The organism is Ureibacillus galli (assembly GCF_014836845.1).
Lineage (GTDB): Bacteria > Bacillota > Bacilli > Bacillales_A > Planococcaceae > Ureibacillus > Ureibacillus galli.
Genome location: NZ_JACSQA010000015.1, coordinates 1 through 26394, shown reverse-complemented (window position 1 = coordinate 26394; position 26394 = coordinate 1). Strand labels below are relative to the sequence as shown.

The following is a 26394-nucleotide window of genomic DNA, read 5'->3' as shown; positions in this document are numbered from 1 at the left end:
AATGAAGGTTAATATCCCTTTTGTTCTCCCTCTTTGATTGAAGCATTTGGAGTAAGATCATCATCCTCCACTTTTTGAAACCCTTTATCTAATCTTCCCGCATTTTCAATATCTCCAGAAGCTTTGTACCCACCCACTTCTGCATTGGAAGTTGTTCCAAAGAGATCCATACCGCCTAATTCTACATTTATCCTTTGTTTGTTTTGTTCTTTTTTCTTATTCATTATTTATCACCTCTCAATTGTAATATGCCCAATGGAGGTAAAAATATAGTTTATATCATCTCTTTTTTATTTGTAGCTTTATTCAACAAGCAATCCAATTGCTACTTTTCGAAATCTTTTGAGGAACTAACATTCTATTCCAACTAATATTAGTTAAAAATTTTATTCAAATAACTTCCCGTTCTTTTCGAATAATTGGTACCAATGCAAGAACATTTTGAATGATAAACGTTCTTTTACTTTGCTTAAGAAAACAGTACGACTCAAATGTATCATTCGATACTTTAAGAACTTTAATACGTCGTTTTGTAATTTCCCCTGCTTTGGAAATGTACATCATCTCAACTAGTTGATTACGTTTCATTACTTTCAGTAACTTTTCTTTCATTGATACAACTCCTTTTTCATAAAGTTCGTTCTTATTTAAAGAAGAGAACAAATGTTCCTTGTTATCAATGGTAATTATTTCTGAAACTGATAATTCATTCAGTGTAAAAATTCCCCTTTTATCAAAGTTAAAATCTTATTAATAAGCGGATCGAATAAACCCGCTTTTAATCATCATTCCGAAAAATAAAACTGCAAACAATCACATTATTCCTGTAGGTGCTACACCAACTATACCATTTAACACCATTTGACCTACATCTTCTGCAAATCCTCTAATTATTGCAAAGAATAGTGGAATAATAATTAAAGCAAGTAAGGCAGACATTTTTCTTGTGACAATAAGAAAAATAAAACATATCATCATTAAAAATTCTAATAATGCAATCACAAAATCTCCCCTACTTTGAATACGCTTACAAAATTATTTTTTATAGAATACGAAACTTAAAATAGCTTCGTATAACTTTTATCTCTAGTACAAGTTAATAGCTTTTTGACTCCATGGATCTTTAGACAATCTTTCATTGTTCAATTTAATTATTCAATATTTCTGATTTTTCATCATTTGCCGTAATACAGTTTGCATTATCCCGCCATTTTGATAATATTTAACATCTATTCCGTTATCTAAACGAACTATGACGCTAAATTCAAAGGAACTACCATCTACTCGAATAACTCTTATTTTTATTTTTTGACCTGGAATGATGTTTGAGCTTAAACCGATCGTCTCAAAGATTTCATTTCCTTGTATACCAAGTGATGCGGCATTTTGGCCATCTATAAATTGAAGGGGTAAAACACCCATTCCTACTAAATTACTTCGATGAATTCGTTCAAAACTTTCTGCTATTACCGCTTTTACTCCCAGTAAATAAGTTCCTTTCGCCGCCCAATCTCGGGAACTTCCGGTACCGTATTCTTTTCCTGCAATGACAAAAAGTGATATGCGATTTTCTTTATATTTCATCGCCGCATCGAAAATCGACATAATTTCTCCGCTCGGCATATACTTTGTAATCCCACCTTCCCGTTCAGGAACCATTTGGTTACGTATCCGATGGTTCGCAAAGGCGCCGCGTATCATGACATGATGATTCCCTCGTCGTGAAGGATAAGAATTAAATTCATGGGTTTTGACACCTTGTTGTTGTAAATATAATCCTGCTGGACTATCTTTCTTGATTGCCCCAGATGGAGAAAGGTGGTCGGTTGTAACAGAATCACCGAGTAATGCAAGTACATGGACGTTTTTGAAATCCTTTATTGCATCAGCATATTCTGGTAGATTGTGCAAAAATGGTGGTTCTTGAATATAAGTAGAAGAGTCCTCCCATTCATATAAATCCCCTTTAGGGAAATCAATTTCATTCCAACTTTTATTAGCTGTATACACATTTTCATACCGCTTTTGGAATAATTCTGGTCGAACGGCACCTTTTAAATAATCTTGTATTTCCGTAAAAGAAGGCCAAATATCTCTTAAATAAACCGGCCTATTCGTTTCATTAAAACCAATTGGTTCACTATAAAAATCAATATCCATTGTGCCGGCTAGTGCATAAGCAATAACAAGGGGTGGTGATGCCAGATAGTTGGCTTTTACTTGAGGATGTATACGTCCTTCAAAATTACGGTTACCTGATAGAACACTAGCTACAGCTAAATCATTGTCTACGATTGCATTACTTATCGCATCAGGTAGTGGACCAGAATTGCCAATGCATGTCGCACAACCATAACCTGCAATATAAAAACCTAGTTTTTCCAAATATTTTAAAAGACCGGATTCCTGTAAGTAATCCATTACAACGCGAGATCCTGGTGTAAGAGAACTTTTTACAAAGGAAGGTTTTGTTAATCCTTTTTCTACTGCTTTTTTTGCTAATAGCCCAGCAGTAATTAATACATTGGGATTTGATGTATTCGTACAACTTGTAATTGCTGCAAGTACAACAGAACCGTGTTTAATTATGGAACAATCTCCATTATCATGAACGATTTTTACTTCTTTTCTTAAATCGTCTTCAGTTAAGCCATATCCCCCTTCATCAATTGGCTTGCACATAATGTGTTTAAAGTCTTCTTTCATTGACGTTAGATTCACTAAATCTTGCGGACGTTTTGGACCAGCAAGGCATGGTACGATAGTAGATAAATCTAACTCAATGTTTTCCGAATAGATTGGCTCATGCTTATCGTTATCAAAAAACATTCCCTGTTCTTTATAGTAAGTTTCTACTAGCAATACTTCCTCTTCACTCCGACCAATTAGTGTTAAATAATTTAAAGTTTCTTGATCTACTGGAAAGAATCCCATAGTAGCTCCATATTCCGGTGCCATATTGGCTACTGTAGCTCGATCAGCTACACTCATTTTGTTTAAACCATCTCCGAAGAATTCAACGAATTTCCCGACAACTCCCTTTTTCCGAAGAATATTGGTCACTGTTAAAGCCAAGTCGGTTGCGGTTGCCCCATCTGAAAGTTTCCCTGTTAGTTTAAATCCTACGACTTCAGGAATAACAAAATATAAAGGTTGGTCTAACATCGCAGCTTCTGCTTCAATCCCTCCAACTCCCCATGCTAATAAACCTAAACCATTAATCATCGTTGTATGGGAGTCTGTTCCAACAAGTGAGTCAGGAAAAAGTTCAATACCATGGTCAGTATTCTTCTTGACAATAACTGATGATAAATACTCCATATTGATTTGGTGCATGATGCCTGTAGCAGGTGGAACAATATTTAAGTTTCGAAAAGCATGTTGAGCCCAGCGGAAAAATCGAAATCTCTCCCAATTCCGTTTAAAATTAAGTTTTTCATTTAACTCCATTGCATCCGCGCGACCGAAATAATCTACCGAAACCGAATGGTCAACTACAAGGTCAACTGGTATATGTGGATTTATAATAGAAGGATCTTCACCCATACGTAACACGGTCTCTCTCATTGCAGCTAAGTCAACAATTGCCGGTAAACCCGTTGTATCATGTAACAGAATTCGTGAAGGCTTAAAGGGCACTTCTTTATTCGGCTCTCTTTTCACTGCCCAATTTGCATATGTTTGAATATGTTCTTTTGTAATATTAGAACTATCAAAATTACGAAGAGCTGACTCTAATAAAATTTTTATCGAATAAGGTAATCGAGAAACATTACTAAACCCCTTTTTTTCTAATGCATTAATTCGATAATAATAATATTCCTTATCTCTGATTTTCATAGAGATACGTGTCTGAAAAACATCCTCTCGATCATTAACCATACATTTCAACCCCTTAAACATTTCATTCATCGATTTCATACATTCATTTTATTTAAATCAGGTACATTGGAAAAATATCGAATTTTCATTGTTAGCTATGCAACTTTTTCATAATAAGATTCAAGTTTTCTTTTGTATTATGATTGGTATGTGCTATGTTTTAAATAGAAGCGATGTCAGACATTTTATAAAGGGGGGAAGTGAAATGGATGAAAGAGACTGGTTAATTTTGCATACTTTATACCTTGAGAAAAACATTACAAAGGCAGGACAAACTTTGTTTATTGCTCAACCGACCATTACAAAACGGTTAAAACAAATTGAAACAGAACTTGGGGTTAAAATTGTTAATCGTGGTGTAAAAGGGGTTCAATTTACACCTGAAGGGGAATATTTAGCAAAACGAGCAGAAGAAGTACTCAATATTTTCCGTGAAATTAAAGAAGATATAGAAAATTTCCAACATACTGTATCTGGAACATTAAGATTGGGTGTTTCAAATTTTATTAGTAAGTATAAACTTCCAGCCTTATTAAAACAATTTAAAAATATGTATCCTGATGTTGAGTTTCAAGTGAATACTGGTTATAGTAAAGATATTTTTAATCTCGTTTATAACCAAGTCTCTCATATTGGTTTTATTCGTGGAGACTATAACTGGCCTGATGAAAAATATCTATTATTCGAAGAAGATCTTTGTATTGTGTCAAAAGATGAAATTAACCTTGATAATCTTCCAAATTTACCTCGTATAGACTATCGAACGGACCAACTATATAAACAGTTAACAGAAAACTGGTGGACAGAGCATTATTCTCAGCCCCCATACATTGCAATGTCAGTAGACCAAGGTGACACTTGTAAAGAAATGGTGTTAAATGGCTTAGGCTATGCGATTATGCCTTCTTTATTTTTACAAAACGAAAAGGATATACATAAAATTTATTTAAAGGACAAAGACGGGAATAAAATTACGCAAAAAACGTGGATATTTTTTTATGAAGAATCACTGAAGTTAAACGTTGTCAAAGCATTTGTCCGATTTATAAAAGAATTAGATATTTATCATCTATAAATAAAAAACAAGGGGGGTACCCCTTCCCTTGTTTTTATTGAGCTCTTCTTTATTTTGAAAGAATTTCATCCAAATATTTTATTGTTTCTTCTCGATTTCCAGTTATTGTTTCTGCTCTTTTTCGATCAAACGTTAATTTTTCGAAAGACCTCTTATACACTTCATTTTCCAATTCCTGTGGAATAACTACAACCCCATCTACATCGCCAATAATAATATCCCCAGGTGTAACCGTTGCTCCTCCACATGAAATAGGTACGTTTAGTTCTCCTTGACCTGCTTTTCCACTAGCCGCAATTGTCGACCCTTTACAAAAGACTGGAAAATCCAACTTCTTTATACCTTCAATATCACGAATGACACCATCTATTACAATTCCATTTATTCCTAATGTTTGTGCCATTCCAACAATAAAATCTCCTGCAACTGCTCGGTACGTGTCACCTTTTGCATCAACCACTAAAACATCACCAGGCTTTGCCTCCCGTATTGCTTTTAAAAATATTTTATTATCCCCTACCGGCATTTTTACTGTAAAAGCACGTCCTATTACTTTATATACTTCTTTTAATGGTTTGATAGCTGAATCTAAATTATTCATGCCTTCCATAGCATCAGATATACAAGTCGTTGGTATATCTTTAAATTGATCAATTAATTTCATAGTAATTTCCCCTCCATGTATATACTTTTCCACCATTCTTTAAGAAAAAAATGATTTCTGTTTCTTTATTTTAACTTGCTAGCTAAACAAGTAAAAAATGGTAATATTTCATTTCTAACGATTCCTATTAGGAATGTTTCGTTCCTTGTCGTATACAATCAAATTATTTTTTCGGAAAAAGAAAAAAACTTCGAGAAGTCTCCCTCTCAAAGTTTATTCTTTAAATATCCTTTGGCATAATTTGCTTCATATGATTTAAGATCATTTCATCCGTCATTTCCCCTGTAATAATTTTCTCAATCTCACCTTCGGGGTTTATTAAAAAAGTCGTTGGTAACGGATTGATATTATATGCTGACATTACACTTTTCGTTTTATCAATAAGTACGGGGAATGTTAACCCTTTATTATCCACATACTTTTGGACTGTGAAATTAGATTCAGCAATATTAATAGCTAACACTTGGACCCCATCGTTTTGATATGCTTTATAATAATTATTAATGACTGGAAATTCTCTTTCACACGGTTTACACCATGTCCCCCAAAAATTGAGAAAAACACCTTGCCCTTTATAATCTGATAGTCGATGGGTATGACCATTCATATCCACTAATTCAAAATCAGGTGCCATATCCCCTTCTTGCAAAACTTCTACTTTTTCTTTAGTAAAAGTTGAGTAGATTGTAAATACAATGGCGCCAAACAAAATGACAAGAATAACAGCTCGCAAATAACGACGTTTTTTCTTTTTATCCATCTTAATAATTTCCTTTCAATATAACATTATTTTCTTTTCCAAAGGACCATCATCGAAATCGTAATGATTGTAAATGCAATCAGTGCTAAAAACGGTATTGTAACGAATCCAAACCAATTAATATATTGACCAGAACATGGCACACCGCTTGTACATGTATGAAAATCTTGCATGGCCGGGATTTTTTGTAACGCATAATGATAACTAGACATTGCCATTCCGATAAGCGATATAGGTAAAATATATTGATATATTTTCTTATCGCTTTTATAGAAAGCAATACCCAATAAGATTACAAGGGGGTACATCAATATTCGTTGGTACCAACAAAGAGTACATGGAATAAAACCCATTTGTTCACTAAAGAATAAACTCCCCCCCATCGCTATAATGGAGGTAATCCATGCAAGTAATAACGATTTATTCATCATTTTTAGCCGCTTCCTCTACCATTTCTCTAAAATCATCTAAAGTTTGCCCAGTGAATTTTTCTCCTCCGATATAGATAGTCGGTGTGGAATTAATGCCTAAGCCTTTAGCAATTCCCATATCATGATCTAATGCTTTTGCTCCCCCATCATTGTTGAAAGCTTCCATGACTTTCTCCGTTTCTTCTTGTGTAGCAACTTTTAATAAGATAGCTTTCAGAAACTCCTCGGTTAATACATTCTCTTTTCCTGATGCATTTGTTTGGTTTGCAAATAATAAATCATGGAATTCCCAGAATGTTTCATTACCAAGTTCTTCATAAACCGCTTCAGCAAATTGGGCTGATATCGTTGAATCAAAGGCAATAAATGAATAGTTCATAAAATAAAATTTAGCTTTTCCCGTTTCAACAAATTCCTCTTTTATAAACGGAACAAATGAACTGTTAAATTCTCCACAGTGGGGACATTTATAATCACCAAACTCAACAATTTCAACTGGTGCAGATTCTTCTCCTAAATAAGGCTGTCCTTCGTAATCAATTTTAGCCGATTCGGTTTGAACATTTGTTAACACGATAATACCTACTAAACATACGGCAATTATGCCGACAATCCAAAATATTTTTTTAGACATATGAAACACTCCTAATTCAAACTACATTATGTAGTGTAATGGGGTAAAAAATTTACGCTAATGCGTAAATAAAAAATAAGCAGATTAATAGGAAGATAAACACAGAAATATAGGATTCTTTCTTAGGAATCTTCCATTCTATATTTTTTAATGGATTCAAAATATACTCGATCCGATAATTAACCGATGTATCTGCAAACGATACATAAGCAAAAGGCATCTTTTGTTGTTTACCTACTTTAATCATTTTTAAAAGTGCACTACTTAAATAAACAGAGGTATTTTGTTTTTTAATAGCATACTCATCGGCTAATAATTCCTGAATGATTCGATATTGTTGGGTAAACCATTGTAAAATGGGAATATACCACATTGTAGAAGCACATAAAGAGATTAAAAAAACCTTTAATGGATCTCGATTTTTAAAATGATAAAATTCATGAGTAATAACAGAACGTAATTCCTCATCTGTTAACAAATTAATTAAGCCTGTAGAAAATACGATTTTAGGTCGAATAAATCCCATTGTAATAGCAAGTGGTATTGGGTGTGATATAACAACAATATCGTCCTTCTCATTGTGATACATGATGTTAAACTCATTTGTGAGGGTAATATCTTGATATTGTTTAAATTTCCGCTTTAATTTCCAACTATTGAATAGTTGAGAACCTATTTTCCACAATAAGTAAAGTACCGTATAGAAAACAAGCAAATCGAGTGCATAGCGAAGTGATGAAAGACCAATTGCTTTTAAAAGGCTATGACAGGCAACGACTAAATTGTACTTTGTATTCCATCCACCAAATATAGAAAGGATATATAATCCCATTTGAATAAAAATAATACTTGAAATGGCTAATGGAAATAAATATGTAAAGGTTGAGCGGCGTTTTGACATAGTTACTTATCCTTTTTTAATTCTTTAATTTTTTGTTCAAGTTTTGAAACAAGGTCTTCATCAACCTCTTCAAGTGCATCTAACATATGACTGACAACGACAGTCCCGAATTCATCCATTAATTCATGGGTCATTTCCTTTGATTGTTCATTCAAAAAGCATTCTCTCGATTGTACGGGTGTATAAACAGATGAGCGACCTACTGCTTGTTTTCGAAGGATCCCCTTTTCTACTAATCGATTCATAACAGTCATCACCGTATTGAAATTAGTGGACTTCTCTTTTTCTAACTCATTTTGAACATCTTTGATTGTCATTTCTCTTTCCACATTCCATAAAATGTCCATAATTTTTGCTTCAAGCGGTCCAAAAAAACGGTTTAAGCCAGTTTCTTTCATTTTAAATTTACGAATCAACACGATTTACCACCTCACATTACACATTGTAGTGTTATATTGTTTTTGAGTCAAGAAGTTGGTTTTCAATAGCCCTAATAAAAATGTTAAAAGTAAACATCATAAAAAAGATAACGATAGCTCTCACTATCGTTATCACTTAATTTTCTTTCAATTATTTAAATTAGAAGGAAAACCTCTCGGATATTTTAGAAAGGAATTATTCCTAATACAAGACAAACAATTATCATAACAATCGTAGACCCGAAAGCCCATTTTAAGAAAATTCGTTGGAATTTCCCAAAATCTTCACCGACCATTCCTACTAATAAATAAGTCGACGGCACTAATGGACTTAATAAATGAACCGGTAACCCTAAAAGAGAAGCTCTACCAATTAAAGCTGGATCAATGCCATATACTGCTCCTGCTTTCGCAAGTAACGGTAGAACACCGTAGTAAAATGCATCGTTTGACATAAAGAAAGTGAAAGGAGCACTAAGAATAGCCGTTATGATAGCGAAATGGGATCCCATAGACTCTGGTATATATTGAATAACTGAATTTGCCATTGCATCTACCATTGTCGTTCCTGAAAGAATACCTGTAAAAATACCTGCTGCAAAAACCATTGAAACAACAGACAATGCATTATCCGCATAATTTGCAATACGCTCTTTTTGATCTTTCATTTTTGGATAGTTAACTGTAATCGCAATTGCAAATCCAAGCATGAACAATGCTACTGGTGGCAGTAGTTCCATAATTAGTGCAACTAAAAGAATAATCGTTAATGCATAGTTAAATATGATTAATTTCGGACGTTTTAAATTGTCATCATCTACTGTTGCCGTTAGTTGAGCCATTGTTTGATAATCAAACTCGATAATACCAATTCTCTTTCTTTCTTTTCGCCCTAAAATAAAGGCCATCAACAGTACAAAAAGAGCTCCACCAACCATCGCTGGTATTACTGGTGTAAATACTTCAGACATTTCTAAATTTAAAGCGGACATTACCCTTGCTGTCGGTCCACCCCATGGTAATAGATTCATCACACCTGAAGCGGAAACCGCAATCCCTGCTAAAATAATCGGTTTCATTCCAATTCTTTTATATAGTGGAAGCATTGCTGAAATTGTAATCATATATGTAGTAGTACCATCACCATCTAATGAAATAAGTAGAGCTAATACTGCTGTACCGATGGCAATTTTAACAGGATCACCTTTTACAATTTTAAGGATTGTATTAATAATCGGATCAAAAACCCCTGCATCAATTAAAGTACCGAAATAAAGGATTGCAAACAAAATCATAATTCCTGTTGGTGCAACACTTTTAATTCCGTCTAACATCATCGGTCCCATTTCACTACCGAACCCACCAATTAAAGCAAAAACAATTGGTATCATAATCAGTGCGATCATTGCTGAAAGTCGTCCAGTCATGATTAAAACCATAAATACAATTATCATTAAAAATCCTAAAATCGCTAGCATATTTATTTTTCCTCCCCCTTATGAAGTAAAATCATTATCTATTATTTTCCCTTTGAATTAATTGTAGATGAGAATTTCTCTTTTGTAAGCGATTGCAAAATAATGTTTTTTAAGAACATTACGAAACTTTTGTACATTGTGTTCACGGAAATCATATCCGAACATGTCATACTGAAACTTTATTACAATAAAAAAATGGGCACTTTAAAAGTGCCCACGCATATTAAAAAGACTATCTTCTCAAAATTATTAACGTTGTGAAATAATATCTTTTCAATTTATTCAATTAAATTGCCACTGTCATTATTAGTAGATATGGTAATAGTAGGCTGTTGTTCACTTAATACATCAATAAAATAATTCGATGTAATATATAAATGATGTTCTACACAGCAATCTTCTTGTAATGGGAAGGATGGATCAATACTTCGATACCAAGATAAAAAGCTGGAATTTTCTATTTTAAAAAAAGTATGGTTATAGGTTAATTTAGGTAATCCTAATGATTCTCTTTTTAAACGAAATTGATCAATTAATATTTCAATATCATGCCTTATAAATTCTTCAAGAATACGAAAATGTCGAATAGCGTAATAATTGGATTGATTTTGTTTGTAAGTAAAAATATATTCCTTTGAACTGTTAAACGTATTAAATTTCAGTACAAAATCACCTTCAAAATGCATAGATACTAGATTCATTGGTGCATGAAATCGGTCAAAGGGGTTGACTTGAAGTGGTTCCCAAATAACTAAATTGCCATGTTCCAAGTTTTCTCCCCCCTTTCGTTAACGATTTAACCTACTATCTCTAATAATTTTATGTTAAATTTTACAATATCTTCGTTCAGGTCTTCCCACAACACCATAGACGACTTCCGCTTTACATTCTTTTACAGTAATTAAATATTCCAAATATCGCCTAGCAGTAATTCGTGAAGCCCCAATTTGTTCGCTCACCTGCTCAGCCGATAAACTCGTTTTACTATTTTCCAGTACAGTTCTTACTTTCACGAGGGTAATTTCATCAATTCCCTTTGGGAGCACTGTTTCTTTCGTAGTAGTAGTAGGAGAAGATTTTTTTAATATGAGATCCACAAAATCCTGATCTATTTCCTGTTTGGATTGTAAAAGCTGATTTTTATTCAAATACTCTTCAATTGTTTCATTAAACCGTTCCATCTTAACAGGTTTTATTAAAAAATACTCTACCCCGTAATGAAGTGCTTTCGTAAACAGTTCTTTATCGATCGCTGCAGTTATCATAATAATATCTAAATTTGCAAATTGCTTACGAATAATTGGAAGCAAATCGGTACCGAGTTGGTCGGGCATATATACATCTAGTAGAAGTAAATCCGGTTTCTCCTTCTTTAAAATCTCAATAGTTTCTTTCCCATTTAATGCTTTCCCTACGACTTCTATTCCATCAAAACTGCCTAAAAACTTTTCATGGATAGCCGCTACACGAAAGTCATCTTCTGCGATAACTGCTTTTATTTTCAATGTTTTTCCCCTCCTAGCAGTTGTTTTGGAAGATATACGGTAAATACAGTGTTCTCGTTGCCATTTTGGACTTCAATAATACCACCTAGTTCTTTTACCGCCCCTTCAGCATTTGATAGTCCGTATCCCCTTGGATTATCTCCTTCTTTTGAAGTAAAGCCCCTTTCAAAAAGAGATGGCATATCTTCGTCCGCTATCCCTTTGCCATTATCACTTACTTCAAAAATAATGTCTTCACCTATATCTGTAGCAAAAAATTTAATGATAGGCTTGTCTATATCAGAAACGGCTTCAAATGCATTATCTATAATATTTCCAAGTATTAGTGTTAATTGCGAAAGCCGAATATGATCTGGCAGTTTATCAATATAACTTTCTGGTGCTATTTCAAAAACAATTTTTTTCTCCGACGCCTTTCCTATTTTCCCTAATAAGATTACTTGAACTTTCGTATCTCGGATTTGTTCAAACACGATCTGATTTTGAAACTCCAACTCAGACGTTTCCCCTTGAATCATTTCGATGGCTTCTTCATACTCACCAAGTTGTAAAAGTCCTGATAGAACGTATAATTTATTCGTGTATTCATGGGTTTGAGCTCTTAACTCCTCAGAATAAGTTTTCATTTCAGATAATGTATTAATCATTTGCTCAATTTCTGTCTTTTCACGAAAGACAGCAACGACCCCATTCACACTTTTTTCATCTTTAATCGGTGTACAACTGACAATCATCGTTTTCTTTTTCCATGTTAGTTCTTTATCAAATTGTGGTTCCCCTGAATGTAAGACATCATATAAATAACTTGTTGGAAATAGTCCATCTACTTTTAGATGACGAACAGAGCCTTTGATGCCAAGTAAAGTTTTAGCCCGTTGATTCATGGAAGTAATGATTCCATTTTTGTCAACTGACAAAATCCCTTCTTGAACGGAATGTAGTACAGCATTTTTTACTTTATATAAATTTACAATTTCATATGGTTCTAACCCCAAAGTATCCTTTCGAATGCTTTTCGCAAGTAAAAAACTTCCTATAATCGATAAAATAAGAGCTGATAAAGAAATGACTAATTCTTTTGATACATTTTTAAATATTTGTCTTTCGATATCTTCTACTAAAAAACCAACCGAAACAACGCCAATGATGTCTCCATTCCTATTAAATATTGGAGATTTACCCCTCATTGAAAGTCCTAGAGAACCACGAGCTTCCGAAATATAGTATTCTCCCTTCTCAATCGCACGTTTACTGTCCCCACCGACCATTTTCTTCCCAATTTCCGACTCTTCTGGGTGGGAATAGCGAATCCCTTCTTTATTTCCTACTACGATAAATTCTGCTCCTGTTTTTTGACGAATTTTTTCCACAACAGGTTGAATGGTTTCTGATGGATTGTCCGTTTCAAAAGCTTCGATTATCGTTGGCATCATTGAAACGGATTTCGATAGTTCTAACGCTAAACGGCCTCTATCTTCTGCTATTTGTTTACCATGCATATAGGTAAAATAAGAAGTCAATAGGAGAATAATTAAAAAGCTTAATGATAATGTTAAACCTAAAATTTTTGTTTGAATCGATACTCTCCTCATAAAACAGCAACCTTTTTTAGTCATTTACTTTTAATTCTATAAGAATATAAATATTCTATCAATTGATTCTATTTGAAATCATTGTTTTAGCGATTTGACAAATTATCTGCGGATTATTAAAACTATTTCAAAATAAAGGTTGACCCGTCAAATAGTTTAAAAAGAAAAATAAAAAAGCTTGAACAATCAAGCTTTTTATGTTGGAAAGGCATCATATTTTGAAATGCGTATTTTGTCACAAGGAAAAAATTTTTTAAAATACTTTGCTACCCTTTCATGTATATCCTCTCGGTACCACTTTGATAGTCCATGTTCTTCGAATAGTTGTGGCATTCCTAATCTATCTGATCGTTTGCCTTTCGCTCCATCCCCAATGTTTAACGTATCAATCCATATAGTATCCGCTATGTTTCCTAGTACTTTTGGAAACTCTGGAGTAAATGGTAATACAGGAGAAATAGAAGCTTGCGTAAATATTCCCTTGCTGCGCAGTTCTTCTAATGCACGCAAACGTAAATGAATACCTGGTGAGTAAGGTGCAAATAGTTTTCTAATTTCATCCCAATCAGTTTCAATTGTCATGGATACGATGACTTTACATTTTTCTTTTAATTTTATTAACAAATCAACATCTCGAGTAATCAAAGGACTACGTGTTTGAATTTGAAGCAAATCAGGTGGATATTCAATCATTGCCTCTAATATGCTTCTTGTGATGAGTGCTTTACGTTCTATTGGTTGGTATGGATCGGTTGCAGAAGACATGAATATATTCAAAGAACCTTGTTTGTTACGAACTTTTACCATTTCTTTACGATAATTTTCCGCTGCGTTTAATTTAATATTCAACCATTCCCCCCATGGAATCTCTTTAAATTTTTGAATGGGCATTTCTCTTACATAACAATATTTACAAGAAAATGCACAACCACTGTACGGATTAAGAGAATGGGTAAAACCAACATCTAAATAACCTTTTGCTTCAGTCAATATTTTCTTTGATACAATTTCTTTTACTTCTATCCCCATCTATATGCTCCTTTCTCGAAGGATATTGTAGCTTTTCCCTTTCTCCATCACTTTCTAAATCTGTATTTAATAAAAATACTATCATCTGAAGAAATCTACAAATTTATTGTCTTCTTGTTTAATATTTTCCATATAAAAACTGATTCCTTTCATACAGGAATCAGTCTTACTTTTTACCATCCATTATGGATTCAATGATTGTAATTTTTGATGGGCTGATTTTTTCATTGACCAAAAATAAGTTAGAATGAAACAACTGAATAATACAAAGGCTCCAAATAAATAAGGTGAATCTATTTTCCAATCATATAATATACCTGCACAGATTGGACCGACCATGTTTCCTAAGCTCATATACGCGTTATTCATTCCAGCAGCAAATCCTTGTTCATCTCCCGCCATTTTACTAATGGCTGTATTAACTGCTGGACGAATGAAAGTTGCGGCAATTGTGTTTAACGAAGCAACCGTTAATATAATGAAAAATCCATTTACGTAAATTAATAATACGAGGGTAATTGCTGCCAATACCAAATGAAATAAAATAATTTTCATTTCACCAAAGCGAAGAAATAATTTATCCATCCAGAACAATTGAAGAAGTACACCAACTAAGCCGCCTACTGTAAAAATGATAGAAATTAAAAAAGGCGTATACTGAAATTTATCATCTAAATAGAGAGACATCGTTGCTTGATAGTTCGCAATTCCAAAACTGAAAGTGAAAACAACAATTAGAAAAACAAAATAGGGTACTTTAAAAGAAGAAATGACTTGTTTAAAAGTATTTTCCTTTCGATTAGCAACTGGTATATTTATTTTCTGTTCAACAGTCGGTAATACAAAATAAGAAATAGCAGCCGCAACTAAAGCGATAGAACCTGCAAAGTAAAAAGGAAATTCTAAAGTAATCCCCGACAATCCACCACCGATACTTGGTCCTATTGTAAAACCTAAACTAACTGCTGCACCTATTAAACTCATTCCTTTTCCTCGTTCTTCAAGTGGCGTAACGTCACCAACATAGGCCAATATCGTTGGCATCACAAACGCTGCTCCGATGCCACTTATTAATCGAGACACAAATAGTAACCATAAAGAATTTGCAAGACCAAACAATATTAAAGCACAACCAAAAAAGATTAAACCGATGATGATAAAATTTTTACGACCATATTTATCCGACAGTTCACCAATAAATGGGGATAAAATAAACTGTGCAAAGGAAAAGGTGGCAATTAATAATCCGTAAATCTTCCCTCCAGCATCAAACATTTCTAAATAAGCCGGCATAACGGGGACGATAATCCCTAAACCGCCCATCGTAATAAACATACAAAACATTAATAAATATAGTGTGAACTTATAGTGACCAGACATGGCACACATCCCTTTTGCTCAATGAGAAGAAGTTGTAAATATCCTATATAACGAGATCTTTACAACTTCCTTTATCAAACAATCAATTTTTCTTCTTAAAAATTTTAGCATTTTCTTCTTATTTAATATTCTTACAATGAAAAAAGTATTACCTTTCCTTAAAATCTTTTTCTCTCCCCATACAGCAGTCATTTCTTTTAAAAGTAAAGTGATCGTAAGTATTTTTCTCAAACCAAAAAGCCAAGACACATTGCCCTGGCTTTTACTATATAAATACAATTTTATCTGTTGTTAAAAAAATTTATCTCCTGACATTACTTATAGACCTGTTACCATTTCAAAAGGAGTTAATTCTCCATTAACATATACTGATATTTCATGTGGTTTTGGATCTGCTGTTAAATAATAGATATTTGGTTGTTCTACCCCATCCGTTGAACCCGATTCGTTCAAATTTATTAGTATTACGTTATCATCTTGTTGTTCAACATTCGTGTTGATATCGCCATTTGAACGAAAAATAATATATGAACCTTTTTCTCCATCATTAATTAATTGAAGTTTTAGATTGGTATCAATTATACTTTCTACATGATCAGGAACATTTTCAATATTACTGAAACTTAAAGATGACGACGAAAAATTACAGCCGGATAACATTGCAATAATTAAAAACAATGATGCAAATATTTTATTCAATCCATCCACTCCTTCTGTTTTTTCTTTTCTACGATTAAACAGAGTATTCGTTTCAAAATTGTTCAAATTTTCCTTAATTAGTTGTGAGTTAGAAATTGAACGTTATCCATAAAAAAAGGACACAATTGCTTATACGAATTATGCCCGATTGTGAAATATCGTTATTTAACTAAAACTTCCATTATAAAATTGATACATTTTTATTGTTCTATTTCCAGTTATTTTGCATCTTTCTTATATAAATAATTTGACCAATGTGATATGCGTTATGAGTCGAAACATTTCCCAGTACCTGCCACCAATTTACTGCTTCGGGAAAACCGTTCACATTACTCTCAATTTTTTCTTCAGTTATTAACTCTTGCCAGCGTAATAGCACTTCTAATAATTGATTTTTTAAATCTGCGAAAATGGCGTTTTCTGGTGGTATAAAGCTATTATTATTATTGCCGATGGAAGGCACAGCATTAACATGGGATTTTTCATACCTCGTTTGCCAAGTTTGATTCCAATAAAGTAGATGTTGTACAATTTCCGCAATACTATTACTTTCTTTGTTTGGCTTCCAAAATGCTAGTTCCTCAGACAAATTTTCTACTGCAACTGAAAAAGGTTCGTACCAACTAGCGTCATTTGCATTTGCCAGCAATTGATCGGATAAAACTTCTTTTGCATGAACTATAACGAACACTCCCTAACATCAATTTGTTATCTTTCCCTCTATACTTTCTACATCAAGTGTTTATTGTCCTGTTTTCCTTTTTTTCTTCCATGTATTCATTTCTAGTAATGAGCGAAATTTGACTAAGTAAATGAAAAAGGCAGTCCTTTATTCGGAACTGCCATCAATTTAGCTAATGAACGTTCTATTTAAAGGTACAAAAAAGAAAGTAATTCTCTTCATGTCCGTTCATTGACCTTTGAATTTGTGACATAGACCATGCACATGTTATGCTGGAAAAAATATGATTAACTTAGTAATCTTTCTCTACCAATTCGTTTTAGAAATTTATAGAATGTCTCTCGTTTCTTACCCATTTGTGAATATACAGCGATGATCTTTTCAACTGTATTATACAATTCATCGGGCGTTAAATTTTCTAAAAGTAACTGACCAACTTCTGCATCTTTACCTTTTGCTTTTCCTCCAACATATAAATTGTAATGATCTTTTATTTTCATAACACCTATGTCACTTAGCATCGGTTCACCGCAACCGATCGGACAACCCGTGTAGGCAACTTTTAAAGTAAATGGCACAGCTTTACCAGCAATCCGTTGATTTAACTCTTTTGCTACTGGCATTCCTTCCTCCACTTCACCTTTGCAGAAATTACAAGTTTTCAAGCTTTTTACAAAGTTACCTACTGGATAACATGCTAACCCAACACTTTGTAAATCTTCTATGATTTCTTCACTTTTATCTTCTGCTATTTCAATATAAAGTTGTTGGAATGTTGTTAACTCCAACTCCTCATCTTCATTCATATATTTTGAAATCGTTACAATTTGTTTGGAATTAAGTTTTGCTCCGTAACCAATTCCCCCATTTATCCCAATTTTTATTTTACTTACACTGTTTTCCATATTTATTCCACAACCTTTTTACTTTACTATACGCCGGTATGGTATATTGAAAAGAAATAATTGCTGCCACAAAAGTTAGTGACAGATTATTTCCGTTATTTATTTTTTAACTTAACCCTTTGTAAACGTAATGCGTTTAAGACGACCGACACGGAACTAAATGCCATCGCTGCACCTGCAACCCATGGGGCTAGGAAACCTGCTGCGGCAATTGGTATCCCAATAATATTATAAGCAAATGCCCAGAATAAGTTTTGCTTTATATTTTTCATCGTTTTACGACTCATTAAGATCGCATCAGCAATACTATTTAAATCACCTCGGATTAGTGTAATATCAGCAGCTTCCATTGCAACATCTGTACCAGTACCAATGGCCATACCAATATTAGCTGTAGCTAGTGCAGGTGCATCATTAATACCATCACCTACCATCGCAACCTTTTTACCCTTTTGTTGTAGTTTCTTCACTTCTTCTGCCTTGCCTTCAGGAAGCACTTCCGCAATGACTTCATTAACACCCACTTCTTTGCCAATGGCTTGGGCGGTACGTTTATTATCACCTGTCATCATAATGACGTTGATATCCATATCTTGTAATCGACGAACAGCTTCACGAGAGGTTTCTTTTATTGTATCTGCCACTGCAACTAGACCTGCATACTGTCCATTAATTCCAGCAAGCATTGCTGTTTTACCGTTTTCCTCCAACTCCTCCATAATTGGAAGTACGGCGGTAATATTAATTCCATACTGTTGCATTAGATTACGTGTACCAATCACTACTCCTTGACCTGAAATCGTCGCTTGCACACCAAAACCTGGAATCGCTTCGAAAAACTGAATGTTCCCAAGTTCAATGTCTTTATCTAGAATTCCTTGAACAATCGCCTGGGCAAGTGGATGCTCAGATTGTTTTTCAGCTGCACCGATTAATGATAAAAATTTTATTTCGTCTTGACCTTCTGCTACTAATACATCTGTTAGTACTGGTTTCCCATGTGTAACAGTACCTGTTTTATCAACTATTACTGTATCAATGTTTTGGGTTTGCTCAAGATGTTCGCCACCTTTGAACAAAATACCAAATTCTGCAGCACGACCCGAACCTGCCATAATAGAAGTTGGCGTCGCTAAACCAAGTGCACATGGGCAAGCAATAACAAGTACGGCAATTAATACTTCAAGTGCTGGTGTAAACTCACCTGGTTGAACCCATATAATCCATACGAAGAAAGTAAGGATGGCAATCCCCACAACAATAGGTACAAAAATACCTGAAATTTTGTCGGCTAGACGTTGAATTGGCGCCTTTGAACCTTGTGCATCTTCTACTACTTTAATGATTTGAGCTAATGCGGTGTCACGGCCGACTTTTGTTGCTGTCATTTTAATGAAGCCGTTTTTATTAATCGTTGAACCGTATAATACGTCACCGTTCTTTTTATCTACTGGTAAACTTTCGCCTGTTAACATAGATTCATCTACAGCTGTTGTTCCTTCTAATACTTCACCATCAACAGGAATTTTTTCGCCAGGTTTTACTAATATGGTGTCACCGATTACGACTTCTTCTAATGGAACTTCTTTTTCAACTCCATCACGTACAACAATCGCTGTTTTAGCTTGAAGTCCCATTAATTTTTTAATCGCTTCTGATGAACGTCCTTTAGCTCTTGCTTCAAATAATTTCCCTAAAAGAATTAGCGTTATTAATACCGCACTTGTTTCAAAATAAAGATGTGGTCCGTGGTGTGTTCCAGCGGTAATTATTGCTTGATATACACTATAAAAATAGGCTGCTGAAGTCCCCATGACAACAAGAACATCCATATTGGCACTACCGTTACGAAGTGCTTTATAAGCACCCACATAAAACTGTTTTCCAATAATAAATTGTATGGGTGTTGCTAATATTAATTGAACCCATGGATTCATTAAGAAATCAGGTACATATAGGAACGATGTAAAGGAAAAATGGCCAATCATCGTCCATAGTAGAGGGAGTGAAAAAATTACTGATATAATGAATTTACGTTGTTGATCTTTAATGTGTTTTTCTCTATAGTCTACCGATTCTTTATCTTCTTTGTTTTGCTGTGCACCATATCCTAGTTTTTCTACCTTTGCAATGATATCTGCAATCGTTACTTCAGATGGATTATATTCAATCGTTGCTTTTTCAAGGGCTAGATTAACGTTTGCACTTGCAACACCATCTAATCTATTTAACCCCTTTTCAATACGTGTTGCACATGCAGCACAAGTCATTCCAGTTATTTCAAACTCAGCTTTTTGTTTTACGACACCATAGCCAAGTGCTTCTATCTTCTTTTCAAAATCAACTTCACTCAGTTTTGAAGGATCATATTTAATCGATGATTTTTCAAGTGCTAAATTGACAGATGCTTCTTCAACACCATCCATCTTATTTAACCCTTTTTCAATACGTGTTGCACATGCTGCACAAGTCATTCCAGTTATTTGAATACTCGCTTCTTTTACTTTACTAGCTTCTGTACCCATAACTTTTCCGCCTCTCTTATACCTATACAGGGTATATTTTTGTGAAAATGAGAGAGTGCTATGAAAGCACTCTTATTCTACATCATATCCTTGATCTACAATTGTTTCTTTAATTTTATCAAGTGAAACTTGTGATTCATTAAAGGCTACATCAACTAAAGCTTCTTCTAGTTTTACACTTACTTCGCTAACACCTTCTAATTCTCCAACGCTTCCTTCTATCGCTTTCACACAATGCCCACATGACATACCTTGTACGTTTAATGTTACAGTTTTCATTTCGATTCTCTCCTTTTATAAATTTTTAAACACGTTTATACATACTAGGGGTATATAGAACTGAAAAAAATTACTTTTTCATTAGTTTTTGAATCGTTACAACTAATTCATCTAAAACCTCATTATCACCTTCTGAAAGCCGTTCTACAACACACCCTTTTAAATGGCCTTCCAAAAGAATTTTAGCTACACTATTTAAAGCAGATTGTGTTGCAGAAAGTTGTGTGATTACATCATCACAATATACATCTTTTTCGATCATTCCTTTAATCCCACGAATTTGACCTTCAATCCGATTTAATCGAGTAGTCAAATCCTTTTTTACACGTTCTGGATGATGACTCTTACGACAAGAGGTACCAACTTCCTCATTGCAAGCTACTTCTTTCATCGATTCTTCCATTTACTCAACCTCCCCAATTACAATGTACTATACCCAAGTGGGGTATGTAAAGTAGGTTTTTAATAAAATATTTCATTTACGGAATTAATCATTACTCCACTTCATGTGTTTTCCATCCAACGATGTTACCCGCTAGTAGAAAAATATATTTTAACTCGAGTACAGTTATTTCCTTTTTAACAGGCATTTAACATCTTACATACTTACGCTTGAAACCTAGCTTTCCTTTTTCCTTTTGTTTTTCTATATTTTCATAAGCATTTAGGAAACTACTTTTTTTGTTGTCCCTTTTCATCTCTACTATCCCTACTTCTTTTGCAGTTAAGGCTGCCTTTTCATGAAGTGGCAAATATGAAGTACCAACTGTATATAGAAAATTATTCATCGCCGATTTCGTTCTTTCTGGTGAGTTGTGAATAGTATTTTTTACACAATCTAGCATATTTGAAATTTTGCTCTCGCTAAACTCACTGTCTTGACGGTTCCCTAATAGCCAACAATAACAACTCCAACCTGCTGACATTCTCAACTCGTCTCCGCTAGCTATCCATTTATCAGCTACTTCTTGTGCAATAGCTGATTCTGATAAAGTCACTGCCACTACATAATCAGAAAGCATATAAAAATACGCACCATCCATCCAACGTTCAAAATCCGATTCTGTCATTGCTTTTGGATCTGCAATAATACCTGCAAAATACATGGCATCATAATTACCAGTAGCATAAAGTTCTTCAGCTAAAGGTTGATTTATTTTTATTTTCTTTGCAATAGGTTTCATTGCACCAGTAGCTACACCAAAAAGAGGCTCATGGGCACCATTGGATATGTACATTTTTTTCGTTCGTTCTTTACCAAGGGATTCAAGCTCTAACATTACAGTTTCAAATTCCATCGTTATACCTCCTTCGTATTATTACCTTTCCACTTCGTTTACATTCTTGTCCAACAATTATTTTCATACATGCTAATTTTAGCATAACTTTACGTAAGTATTCTTCTATGTCATTTTGTTTGTCTAGTCCAATTATGGCATGACTATAAAAAACGCACAATTCCTCTACTAGAATTACGCCGTTTTCAAAAATCATCATTTATAGTTGCCAAAAAAACATTTTTCAAAATGATTGATGAACTAAACTAATCTATCCTTTTTTCGTTTTTATTCCCCCTATTTAGCAGTTTGGTCTACTTGAAAAAGCTCATCATAACGTTCGTTCTCCAATCCTTCTAATTCCAAGTCAATCTCATACCACTTTAAAGTTTTTTGATCCATTTCTTCAACGATAAAAGGAATGTCGTTTTCCATAGCGATTTTCTGAATCGCAATTGTCTGTTCCATATTAGACTCCGACATCATTGGAAAATAGTAAGCTACATCATCATTTTGCTGGATCGGTTGAAAGATTACTTTCCAAACAAATCTTGTCTCATCAGCAGTATTAGATAAACTGGCATAATGGACGTAAGGTTTCACATAGACACTTTCAATTTCTTCGAAAGATAGTATATGTTTTTTCCCCTTCCAATCGCTTGAAATTAACCCCTTCTCTTCATGTATTCCTCGATAGTCGGAGAACATGAAATAATTGAATCCAATTAAAAAAAGAATCGTTCCTATAATGGTCACATTCAACAACCTTTTTCGCTTTAACTCTGGATTAAGAAATCGGCCAGCAAATAGGAAGATAAGAATGACAAAAACACCGATAGACAAATCTCCTAGTGAACTAGAGGCGGATTCAAAAATAATATAATGTTCATCAACAAATGTACTTTCTTTAAAGTCGTTATAAAATACATGTAAGTAAATTAATAAAGGAAGAATAAAAAAGCAAAATATGTATATGGATAGCCAACGTTTCCCTCGATATTTAAATTCAGACTTAGAAGTTCTGATTATTTGACCCATAATGTATAACGGAACACTAATTAGCCATAGCATGAAATTGGCAAAAATAACATCTTCATGCATGTAGATAGCACAACTTAAGGCTAATACTAAACTAAAAATTATAATTATAATTCCGCAAAACTTTCTCATTCAACCACCCCAGGATTCACTTTCAAAAATTTAACATTTTACTTTATGTCTTTAGAGTATCATATTCCTATGTAGGGTACTACCCAATCTGTTGTGTTACATCATCATCCGTATATCCATTATAACGTCGACTATTGAAATCCATTTAAGATACTTTATTATTCATATTGAACTCCTAATGAAATAAAAAGATGGGGTAGTTTTGTTTCTCCGCCCCACCATACATCTCTATTAAACTTCTAATATGGAAAATGATTATTGTAACTAAAGGAATTAAATGAAAGGTAAACTAATTAAATCGTTCTGTTCAATTTAAAATGAACCATTATATTTTCAAATAATGACGTCCCAATTTACATTAAACAAATCTAAGACATGCATCTTGCGCAGCTTCAAAACTTTTTCTAGCAAATTCAAACGGATCCATACCTACATTCTCCCAATGCATATACATCAGCCTTGGTTCTTCAAACAACCAGTGATTATGAAAAGCTGTTACTTTAAGTCCCCTTTTTCGTAATGCATCGAACATTGGATTCACTTCTTTTTCAAGAAGTACCGTTTCCCCTAAATTGAGGCCATTCTTTTCAAAAGATAACATAAATGGTAGTACAAGCGGAGAAAGAGTACGACGACCCAAAATAGATGCCCGAATATCACGAAGACGCATTACTACACAAACAGGACTTGATTGAATCACTTCACCACCGATAATATCGGCAAGCTTTTGGCAAGTTGACAAATTAATTCTCCTTTCACGATTATCTACTACATCTTATGAAGAATATGTAAAGTTTCATAGGCAGACCAAATTAAGAAAGCAATAACATGCAAAATAGTTGAAGAAGAGCATCACTAGTTTTTACAATAAAAAGCTATCTTCAAATTCTTTATTAAATACATAAATAATATATGTTTCATTTAGGGTGAAGTAACTAAAACTTTATTAATAACTCTATCACTTTCAAATTAGAAAAGTGTGTAGCGTTTATGTTTATTTAATTTAAGCATTAAAGGGTAATGTATAGACTAATATTGAATTTACAATAGGTTATTAAATCTATTATTTATCTCTTGTCGTTTCTAATCAAAAGACATTACTTCTAACTTTGAGTATAATCTACATCATTTAAACTGCTTATTTTAGTAAAGTACCCTGCATTGTATAGACCTTTGTGGCGTAAATCCATTATTACTGCTAAAATCATATAGTTAGAAATAGTAACTGTATATATAAAGGAGTATTCATTGATGAATATAGTACTAACTACTTTAAACGCCAAATATATCCATACCAACTTGGCGTTACGATATTTGAAAGGAGCAGCTAGACCCGAATTTGATCCGACTATTGTTGAATATACGATAAAAGACCCTGCATTTAATATCGTGTCCGATCTTTATCAATATAAGCCGGATGTTGTTGGTTTTAGCTGTTATATTTGGAATATTGAAGAAACGATTCGCGTCATTCGTATGCTGAAAACTGTTTCGCCACAAACAAAAATTGTTCTAGGCGGCCCTGAAGTTTCTTACGATGTCCATGATTGGATACGTCGACTTCCAGAAGTAGACTTTATCGTAATGGGTGAAGGTGAAATATCCTTTAAACAATTATTAAAACATTTAAATGGTGAAATTGCCCTCGAGGATGTACCGGGAATTTGTTATTTACAAAAAGGCAAAATGAAATTACATGCCCAACCGAATAAGATTGATTTACGTGAACTTCCAAGTCCGTTCCGTTTCGAAGAAGACCTTCCCCACCTTGGTAAGCGAATTCAATATATTGAAACAAGTCGTGGCTGTCCTTTTTCGTGTCAGTTCTGTCTATCTTCTATTGAAGTAGGTGTTCGATATTTTAATCGGGAGAAAATAAAAGATGACATTCGATACTTAATGGCCCATGGCGCAAAAACGATTAAATTTGTCGATCGTACCTTTAACATAAGCCGAAGTTATGCAATGGAAATGTTTCAATTTTTAATTGATGAACATGTACCTGGTGTCGTTTTCCAATTTGAAATTACAGCGGATATTATGCGTCCTGAAGTAATTCAATTTTTAAATGACAATGCACCAAAAGGTTTATTCCGCTTTGAAATTGGTGTTCAATCAACAAATGATTTAACAAATGAGCTCGTTAAACGTCGGCAAAACTTTGAAAAATTAAAACGGACAGTTACAATGGTTAAAGAGGGCGGTAAAATCGATCAACATCTAGATTTAATTGCTGGTCTTCCTGAGGAAGACTATCATAGCTTCCGTCAAACCTTTAACGATGTATTTGCGATGCGTCCTGAAGAATTACAGCTTGGATTTTTAAAACTTTTACGTGGGACAGGTCTTCGTGTAGAGGCACAAAAATACGGTTATACGTATGTCGATGTGGCACCTTATGAAATTTTCTCTAATAACGTATTAACTTTTGATGATATTGTTCGAATTAAACATGCAGAAGATGTTCTTGAAAAATATTGGAATGATCACCGAATGGACAATACGATCGAATATCTTGTAACGGAAAGCTTTGAAACACCGTTTGATTTCTTCCAAAACTTCGGTACTTACTGGGAAGAAAAAGGATGGTCTCGAATTGGCCACCAGCTCGAAGATTTGTTTAAAAGGTTAGAAGAGTTTTTAGCAACACAGCCAAATGTAAACCTTGAAATCGTTCGCAGTTTAATGCAGCTTGATTATTTATCGAAACAACAATTCCAACCACGAAAATTATGGTGGGATGAACGGGTTTCTCGTGATGAACAAAAAGAAATATACAATGTATTAAAGGAAAACCCTATCATTGCTGGAGAAGAATTTGCTCAATTTGACTTGAGTGAAAAAGACTTCTTTAAACATTCTTTATTGATTCCATTTGCGCTTGATTACGATGCATTTAAAAATGGACAAATCGTAGCGAAAGAAGGTTATTTGCTCGTTTACTTCCGCGCAGGGATGACTCCTTACTTTGCAACGCTTAACAAAATACTTGCATGATATTTAAGCCTTTCTATTTCATAAATAGAAAGGTCAGATTGTCGACAAAAGGCCTTCAGAATGGTCACATTCTGAAGGCCTTTTGTAATTTTGAACGTTTTTCGGGTATT

The 26394-nt window shown here is 33.9% G+C and carries 27 protein-coding genes; 2 read left to right on the top strand and 25 right to left on the bottom strand.

Annotation, left to right across the window (positions count from 1 at the left end; all coding sequences use genetic code 11):
• Window positions 1–8 precede the first annotated feature (8 nt).
• From H9636_RS10825 to acnA, 4 genes are all read right to left on the bottom strand, one after another.
• Entirely contained in the window at window positions 9–224 is a 216-nt protein-coding gene (locus tag H9636_RS10825) for a hypothetical protein (RefSeq protein WP_191707625.1), read from the bottom strand.
• A 166-nt stretch (window positions 225–390) separates the two neighbouring features.
• A complete protein-coding gene (locus H9636_RS10820) occupies window positions 391–612 on the bottom strand; it encodes a transcriptional regulator (RefSeq protein ID WP_191707624.1) in 222 nt (73 codons plus the stop codon).
• Window positions 613–813: 201 nt separating this feature from the next.
• Window positions 814–1002, bottom strand: a complete 189-nt coding sequence (locus H9636_RS10815) for a hypothetical protein (protein ID WP_191707623.1) — start codon at window positions 1000–1002, stop codon at window positions 814–816.
• Between the two features lie 153 nt (window positions 1003–1155).
• Window positions 1156–3882, bottom strand: a complete 2727-nt coding sequence (gene acnA, locus H9636_RS10810; RefSeq protein WP_191707622.1) for an aconitate hydratase AcnA — start codon at window positions 3880–3882, stop codon at window positions 1156–1158.
• 205 nt (window positions 3883–4087) lie between these two features.
• Here acnA and H9636_RS10805 point away from each other — a divergent pair, with 205 nt between their 5' ends.
• Complete coding sequence (locus tag H9636_RS10805; RefSeq protein WP_191707621.1) at window positions 4088–4957, top strand: LysR family transcriptional regulator; 870 nt, start codon at window positions 4088–4090, stop codon at window positions 4955–4957.
• A gap of 49 nt (window positions 4958–5006) precedes the next feature.
• Here H9636_RS10805 and H9636_RS10800 read toward each other — a convergent pair whose 3' ends face one another.
• From H9636_RS10800 to H9636_RS10700, 21 genes are all read right to left on the bottom strand, one after another.
• Window positions 5007–5621, bottom strand: a complete 615-nt coding sequence (locus H9636_RS10800) for an RraA family protein (RefSeq protein WP_191707620.1) — start codon at window positions 5619–5621, stop codon at window positions 5007–5009.
• A gap of 220 nt (window positions 5622–5841) precedes the next feature.
• On the bottom strand, window positions 5842–6381 hold the full coding sequence (gene resA, locus H9636_RS10795; RefSeq protein WP_191707619.1) for a thiol-disulfide oxidoreductase ResA: 540 nt from the start codon (window positions 6379–6381) through the stop codon (window positions 5842–5844).
• Window positions 6382–6407: 26 nt separating this feature from the next.
• Window positions 6408–6809 (bottom strand): disulfide oxidoreductase, encoded by a 402-nt coding sequence (locus H9636_RS10790; RefSeq protein WP_191707676.1) that lies wholly within the window; start codon window positions 6807–6809, stop codon window positions 6408–6410.
• Complete coding sequence (locus H9636_RS10785) at window positions 6802–7446, bottom strand: DsbA family protein (RefSeq protein ID WP_191707618.1); 645 nt, start codon at window positions 7444–7446, stop codon at window positions 6802–6804. The genes H9636_RS10790 and H9636_RS10785 overlap by 8 nt, the downstream gene beginning before the upstream one ends.
• A gap of 52 nt (window positions 7447–7498) precedes the next feature.
• Window positions 7499–8347, bottom strand: coding sequence for a M56 family metallopeptidase (locus H9636_RS10780; protein ID WP_191707617.1), 849 nt, complete (start codon window positions 8345–8347; stop codon window positions 7499–7501).
• Between the two features lie 2 nt (window positions 8348–8349).
• A complete protein-coding gene (locus H9636_RS10775; protein WP_191707616.1) occupies window positions 8350–8766 on the bottom strand; it encodes a BlaI/MecI/CopY family transcriptional regulator in 417 nt (138 codons plus the stop codon).
• A gap of 185 nt (window positions 8767–8951) precedes the next feature.
• Complete coding sequence (locus H9636_RS10770; protein WP_191707615.1) at window positions 8952–10244, bottom strand: CitMHS family transporter; 1293 nt, start codon at window positions 10242–10244, stop codon at window positions 8952–8954.
• A 278-nt stretch (window positions 10245–10522) separates the two neighbouring features.
• The gene (locus tag H9636_RS10765; protein ID WP_191707614.1) at window positions 10523–11014 is read right to left on the bottom strand and encodes a hypothetical protein; all 492 of its coding nucleotides are present in this window, start codon (window positions 11012–11014) and stop codon (window positions 10523–10525) included.
• Window positions 11015–11068: 54 nt separating this feature from the next.
• Window positions 11069–11749 carry a response regulator gene (locus H9636_RS10760; protein ID WP_191707613.1) on the bottom strand — a complete coding sequence of 227 codons (681 nt, stop codon included), beginning with the start codon at window positions 11747–11749 and terminating at the stop codon, window positions 11069–11071.
• Window positions 11746–13341 (bottom strand): ATP-binding protein, encoded by a 1596-nt coding sequence (locus H9636_RS10755; RefSeq protein WP_191707612.1) that lies wholly within the window; start codon window positions 13339–13341, stop codon window positions 11746–11748. Before H9636_RS10755 ends, H9636_RS10760 begins: the two co-directional genes overlap by 4 nt.
• A gap of 195 nt (window positions 13342–13536) precedes the next feature.
• Window positions 13537–14370: an SPL family radical SAM protein gene (locus H9636_RS10750; protein ID WP_191707611.1), complete on the bottom strand. Its 834-nt coding sequence runs from the start codon at window positions 14368–14370 to the stop codon at window positions 13537–13539.
• A 183-nt stretch (window positions 14371–14553) separates the two neighbouring features.
• Window positions 14554–15750 (bottom strand): MFS transporter, encoded by a 1197-nt coding sequence (locus H9636_RS10745; protein ID WP_225230178.1) that lies wholly within the window; start codon window positions 15748–15750, stop codon window positions 14554–14556.
• 318 nt (window positions 15751–16068) lie between these two features.
• Window positions 16069–16449 (bottom strand): hypothetical protein, encoded by a 381-nt coding sequence (locus H9636_RS10740; protein ID WP_191707610.1) that lies wholly within the window; start codon window positions 16447–16449, stop codon window positions 16069–16071.
• Between the two features lie 208 nt (window positions 16450–16657).
• Window positions 16658–17131 (bottom strand): DinB family protein, encoded by a 474-nt coding sequence (locus H9636_RS10735; protein WP_191707674.1) that lies wholly within the window; start codon window positions 17129–17131, stop codon window positions 16658–16660.
• 287 nt (window positions 17132–17418) lie between these two features.
• Window positions 17419–18036: a nitrite reductase gene (locus H9636_RS10730; RefSeq protein ID WP_191707609.1), complete on the bottom strand. Its 618-nt coding sequence runs from the start codon at window positions 18034–18036 to the stop codon at window positions 17419–17421.
• 95 nt (window positions 18037–18131) lie between these two features.
• Window positions 18132–20561, bottom strand: a complete 2430-nt coding sequence (locus H9636_RS10725; protein WP_191707608.1) for a heavy metal translocating P-type ATPase — start codon at window positions 20559–20561, stop codon at window positions 18132–18134.
• Between the two features lie 72 nt (window positions 20562–20633).
• Window positions 20634–20840 carry a copper chaperone CopZ gene (copZ, locus tag H9636_RS10720; RefSeq protein ID WP_191707607.1) on the bottom strand — a complete coding sequence of 69 codons (207 nt, stop codon included), beginning with the start codon at window positions 20838–20840 and terminating at the stop codon, window positions 20634–20636.
• Window positions 20841–20910: 70 nt separating this feature from the next.
• On the bottom strand, window positions 20911–21243 hold the full coding sequence (locus H9636_RS10715) for a metal-sensitive transcriptional regulator (protein WP_191707606.1): 333 nt from the start codon (window positions 21241–21243) through the stop codon (window positions 20911–20913).
• A 187-nt stretch (window positions 21244–21430) separates the two neighbouring features.
• Window positions 21431–22138 carry a DNA alkylation repair protein gene (locus tag H9636_RS10710; protein WP_191707605.1) on the bottom strand — a complete coding sequence of 236 codons (708 nt, stop codon included), beginning with the start codon at window positions 22136–22138 and terminating at the stop codon, window positions 21431–21433.
• Window positions 22139–22414: 276 nt separating this feature from the next.
• Complete coding sequence (locus tag H9636_RS10705) at window positions 22415–23287, bottom strand: hypothetical protein (protein WP_191707604.1); 873 nt, start codon at window positions 23285–23287, stop codon at window positions 22415–22417.
• Between the two features lie 358 nt (window positions 23288–23645).
• The gene (locus H9636_RS10700; protein WP_191707603.1) at window positions 23646–24029 is read right to left on the bottom strand and encodes a DUF1259 domain-containing protein; all 384 of its coding nucleotides are present in this window, start codon (window positions 24027–24029) and stop codon (window positions 23646–23648) included.
• A gap of 509 nt (window positions 24030–24538) precedes the next feature.
• On the opposite strand from H9636_RS10700, the gene H9636_RS10695 reads away from it, so the two are divergent.
• Entirely contained in the window at window positions 24539–26284 is a 1746-nt protein-coding gene (locus H9636_RS10695; protein WP_191707602.1) for a B12-binding domain-containing radical SAM protein, read from the top strand.
• Window positions 26285–26394 lie beyond the last annotated feature (110 nt).

Coding starts and splice junctions, on each gene's coding strand:
- H9636_RS10790 (WP_191707676.1), bottom strand. CDS start 6,809: ATGAATAAATCGTTATTACTTGCATGGATTACCTCCATTATAGCGATG.
- H9636_RS10695 (WP_191707602.1), top strand. CDS start 24,539: ATGAATATAGTACTAACTACTTTAAACGCCAAATATATCCATACCAAC.
- H9636_RS10780 (WP_191707617.1), bottom strand. CDS start 8,347: ATGTCAAAACGCCGCTCAACCTTTACATATTTATTTCCATTAGCCATT.
- H9636_RS10755 (WP_191707612.1), bottom strand. CDS start 13,341: ATGAGGAGAGTATCGATTCAAACAAAAATTTTAGGTTTAACATTATCA.
- copZ (WP_191707607.1), bottom strand. CDS start 20,840: ATGAAAACTGTAACATTAAACGTACAAGGTATGTCATGTGGGCATTGT.
- resA (WP_191707619.1), bottom strand. CDS start 6,381: ATGGATAAAAAGAAAAAACGTCGTTATTTGCGAGCTGTTATTCTTGTC.
- H9636_RS10770 (WP_191707615.1), bottom strand. CDS start 10,244: ATGCTAGCGATTTTAGGATTTTTAATGATAATTGTATTTATGGTTTTA.
- H9636_RS10715 (WP_191707606.1), bottom strand. CDS start 21,243: ATGGAAGAATCGATGAAAGAAGTAGCTTGCAATGAGGAAGTTGGTACC.
- H9636_RS10820 (WP_191707624.1), bottom strand. CDS start 612: ATGAAAGAAAAGTTACTGAAAGTAATGAAACGTAATCAACTAGTTGAG.
- H9636_RS10785 (WP_191707618.1), bottom strand. CDS start 7,446: ATGTCTAAAAAAATATTTTGGATTGTCGGCATAATTGCCGTATGTTTA.
- H9636_RS10800 (WP_191707620.1), bottom strand. CDS start 5,621: ATGAAATTAATTGATCAATTTAAAGATATACCAACGACTTGTATATCT.
- H9636_RS10805 (WP_191707621.1), top strand. CDS start 4,088: ATGGATGAAAGAGACTGGTTAATTTTGCATACTTTATACCTTGAGAAA.
- H9636_RS10745 (WP_225230178.1), bottom strand. CDS start 15,750: ATGTCTGGTCACTATAAGTTCACACTATATTTATTAATGTTTTGTATG.
- H9636_RS10750 (WP_191707611.1), bottom strand. CDS start 14,370: ATGGGGATAGAAGTAAAAGAAATTGTATCAAAGAAAATATTGACTGAA.
- H9636_RS10725 (WP_191707608.1), bottom strand. CDS start 20,561: ATGGGTACAGAAGCTAGTAAAGTAAAAGAAGCGAGTATTCAAATAACT.
- H9636_RS10825 (WP_191707625.1), bottom strand. CDS start 224: ATGAATAAGAAAAAAGAACAAAACAAACAAAGGATAAATGTAGAATTA.
- H9636_RS10705 (WP_191707604.1), bottom strand. CDS start 23,287: ATGAGAAAGTTTTGCGGAATTATAATTATAATTTTTAGTTTAGTATTA.
- H9636_RS10730 (WP_191707609.1), bottom strand. CDS start 18,036: ATGGAAAACAGTGTAAGTAAAATAAAAATTGGGATAAATGGGGGAATT.
- H9636_RS10710 (WP_191707605.1), bottom strand. CDS start 22,138: ATGGAATTTGAAACTGTAATGTTAGAGCTTGAATCCCTTGGTAAAGAA.
- acnA (WP_191707622.1), bottom strand. CDS start 3,882: ATGGTTAATGATCGAGAGGATGTTTTTCAGACACGTATCTCTATGAAA.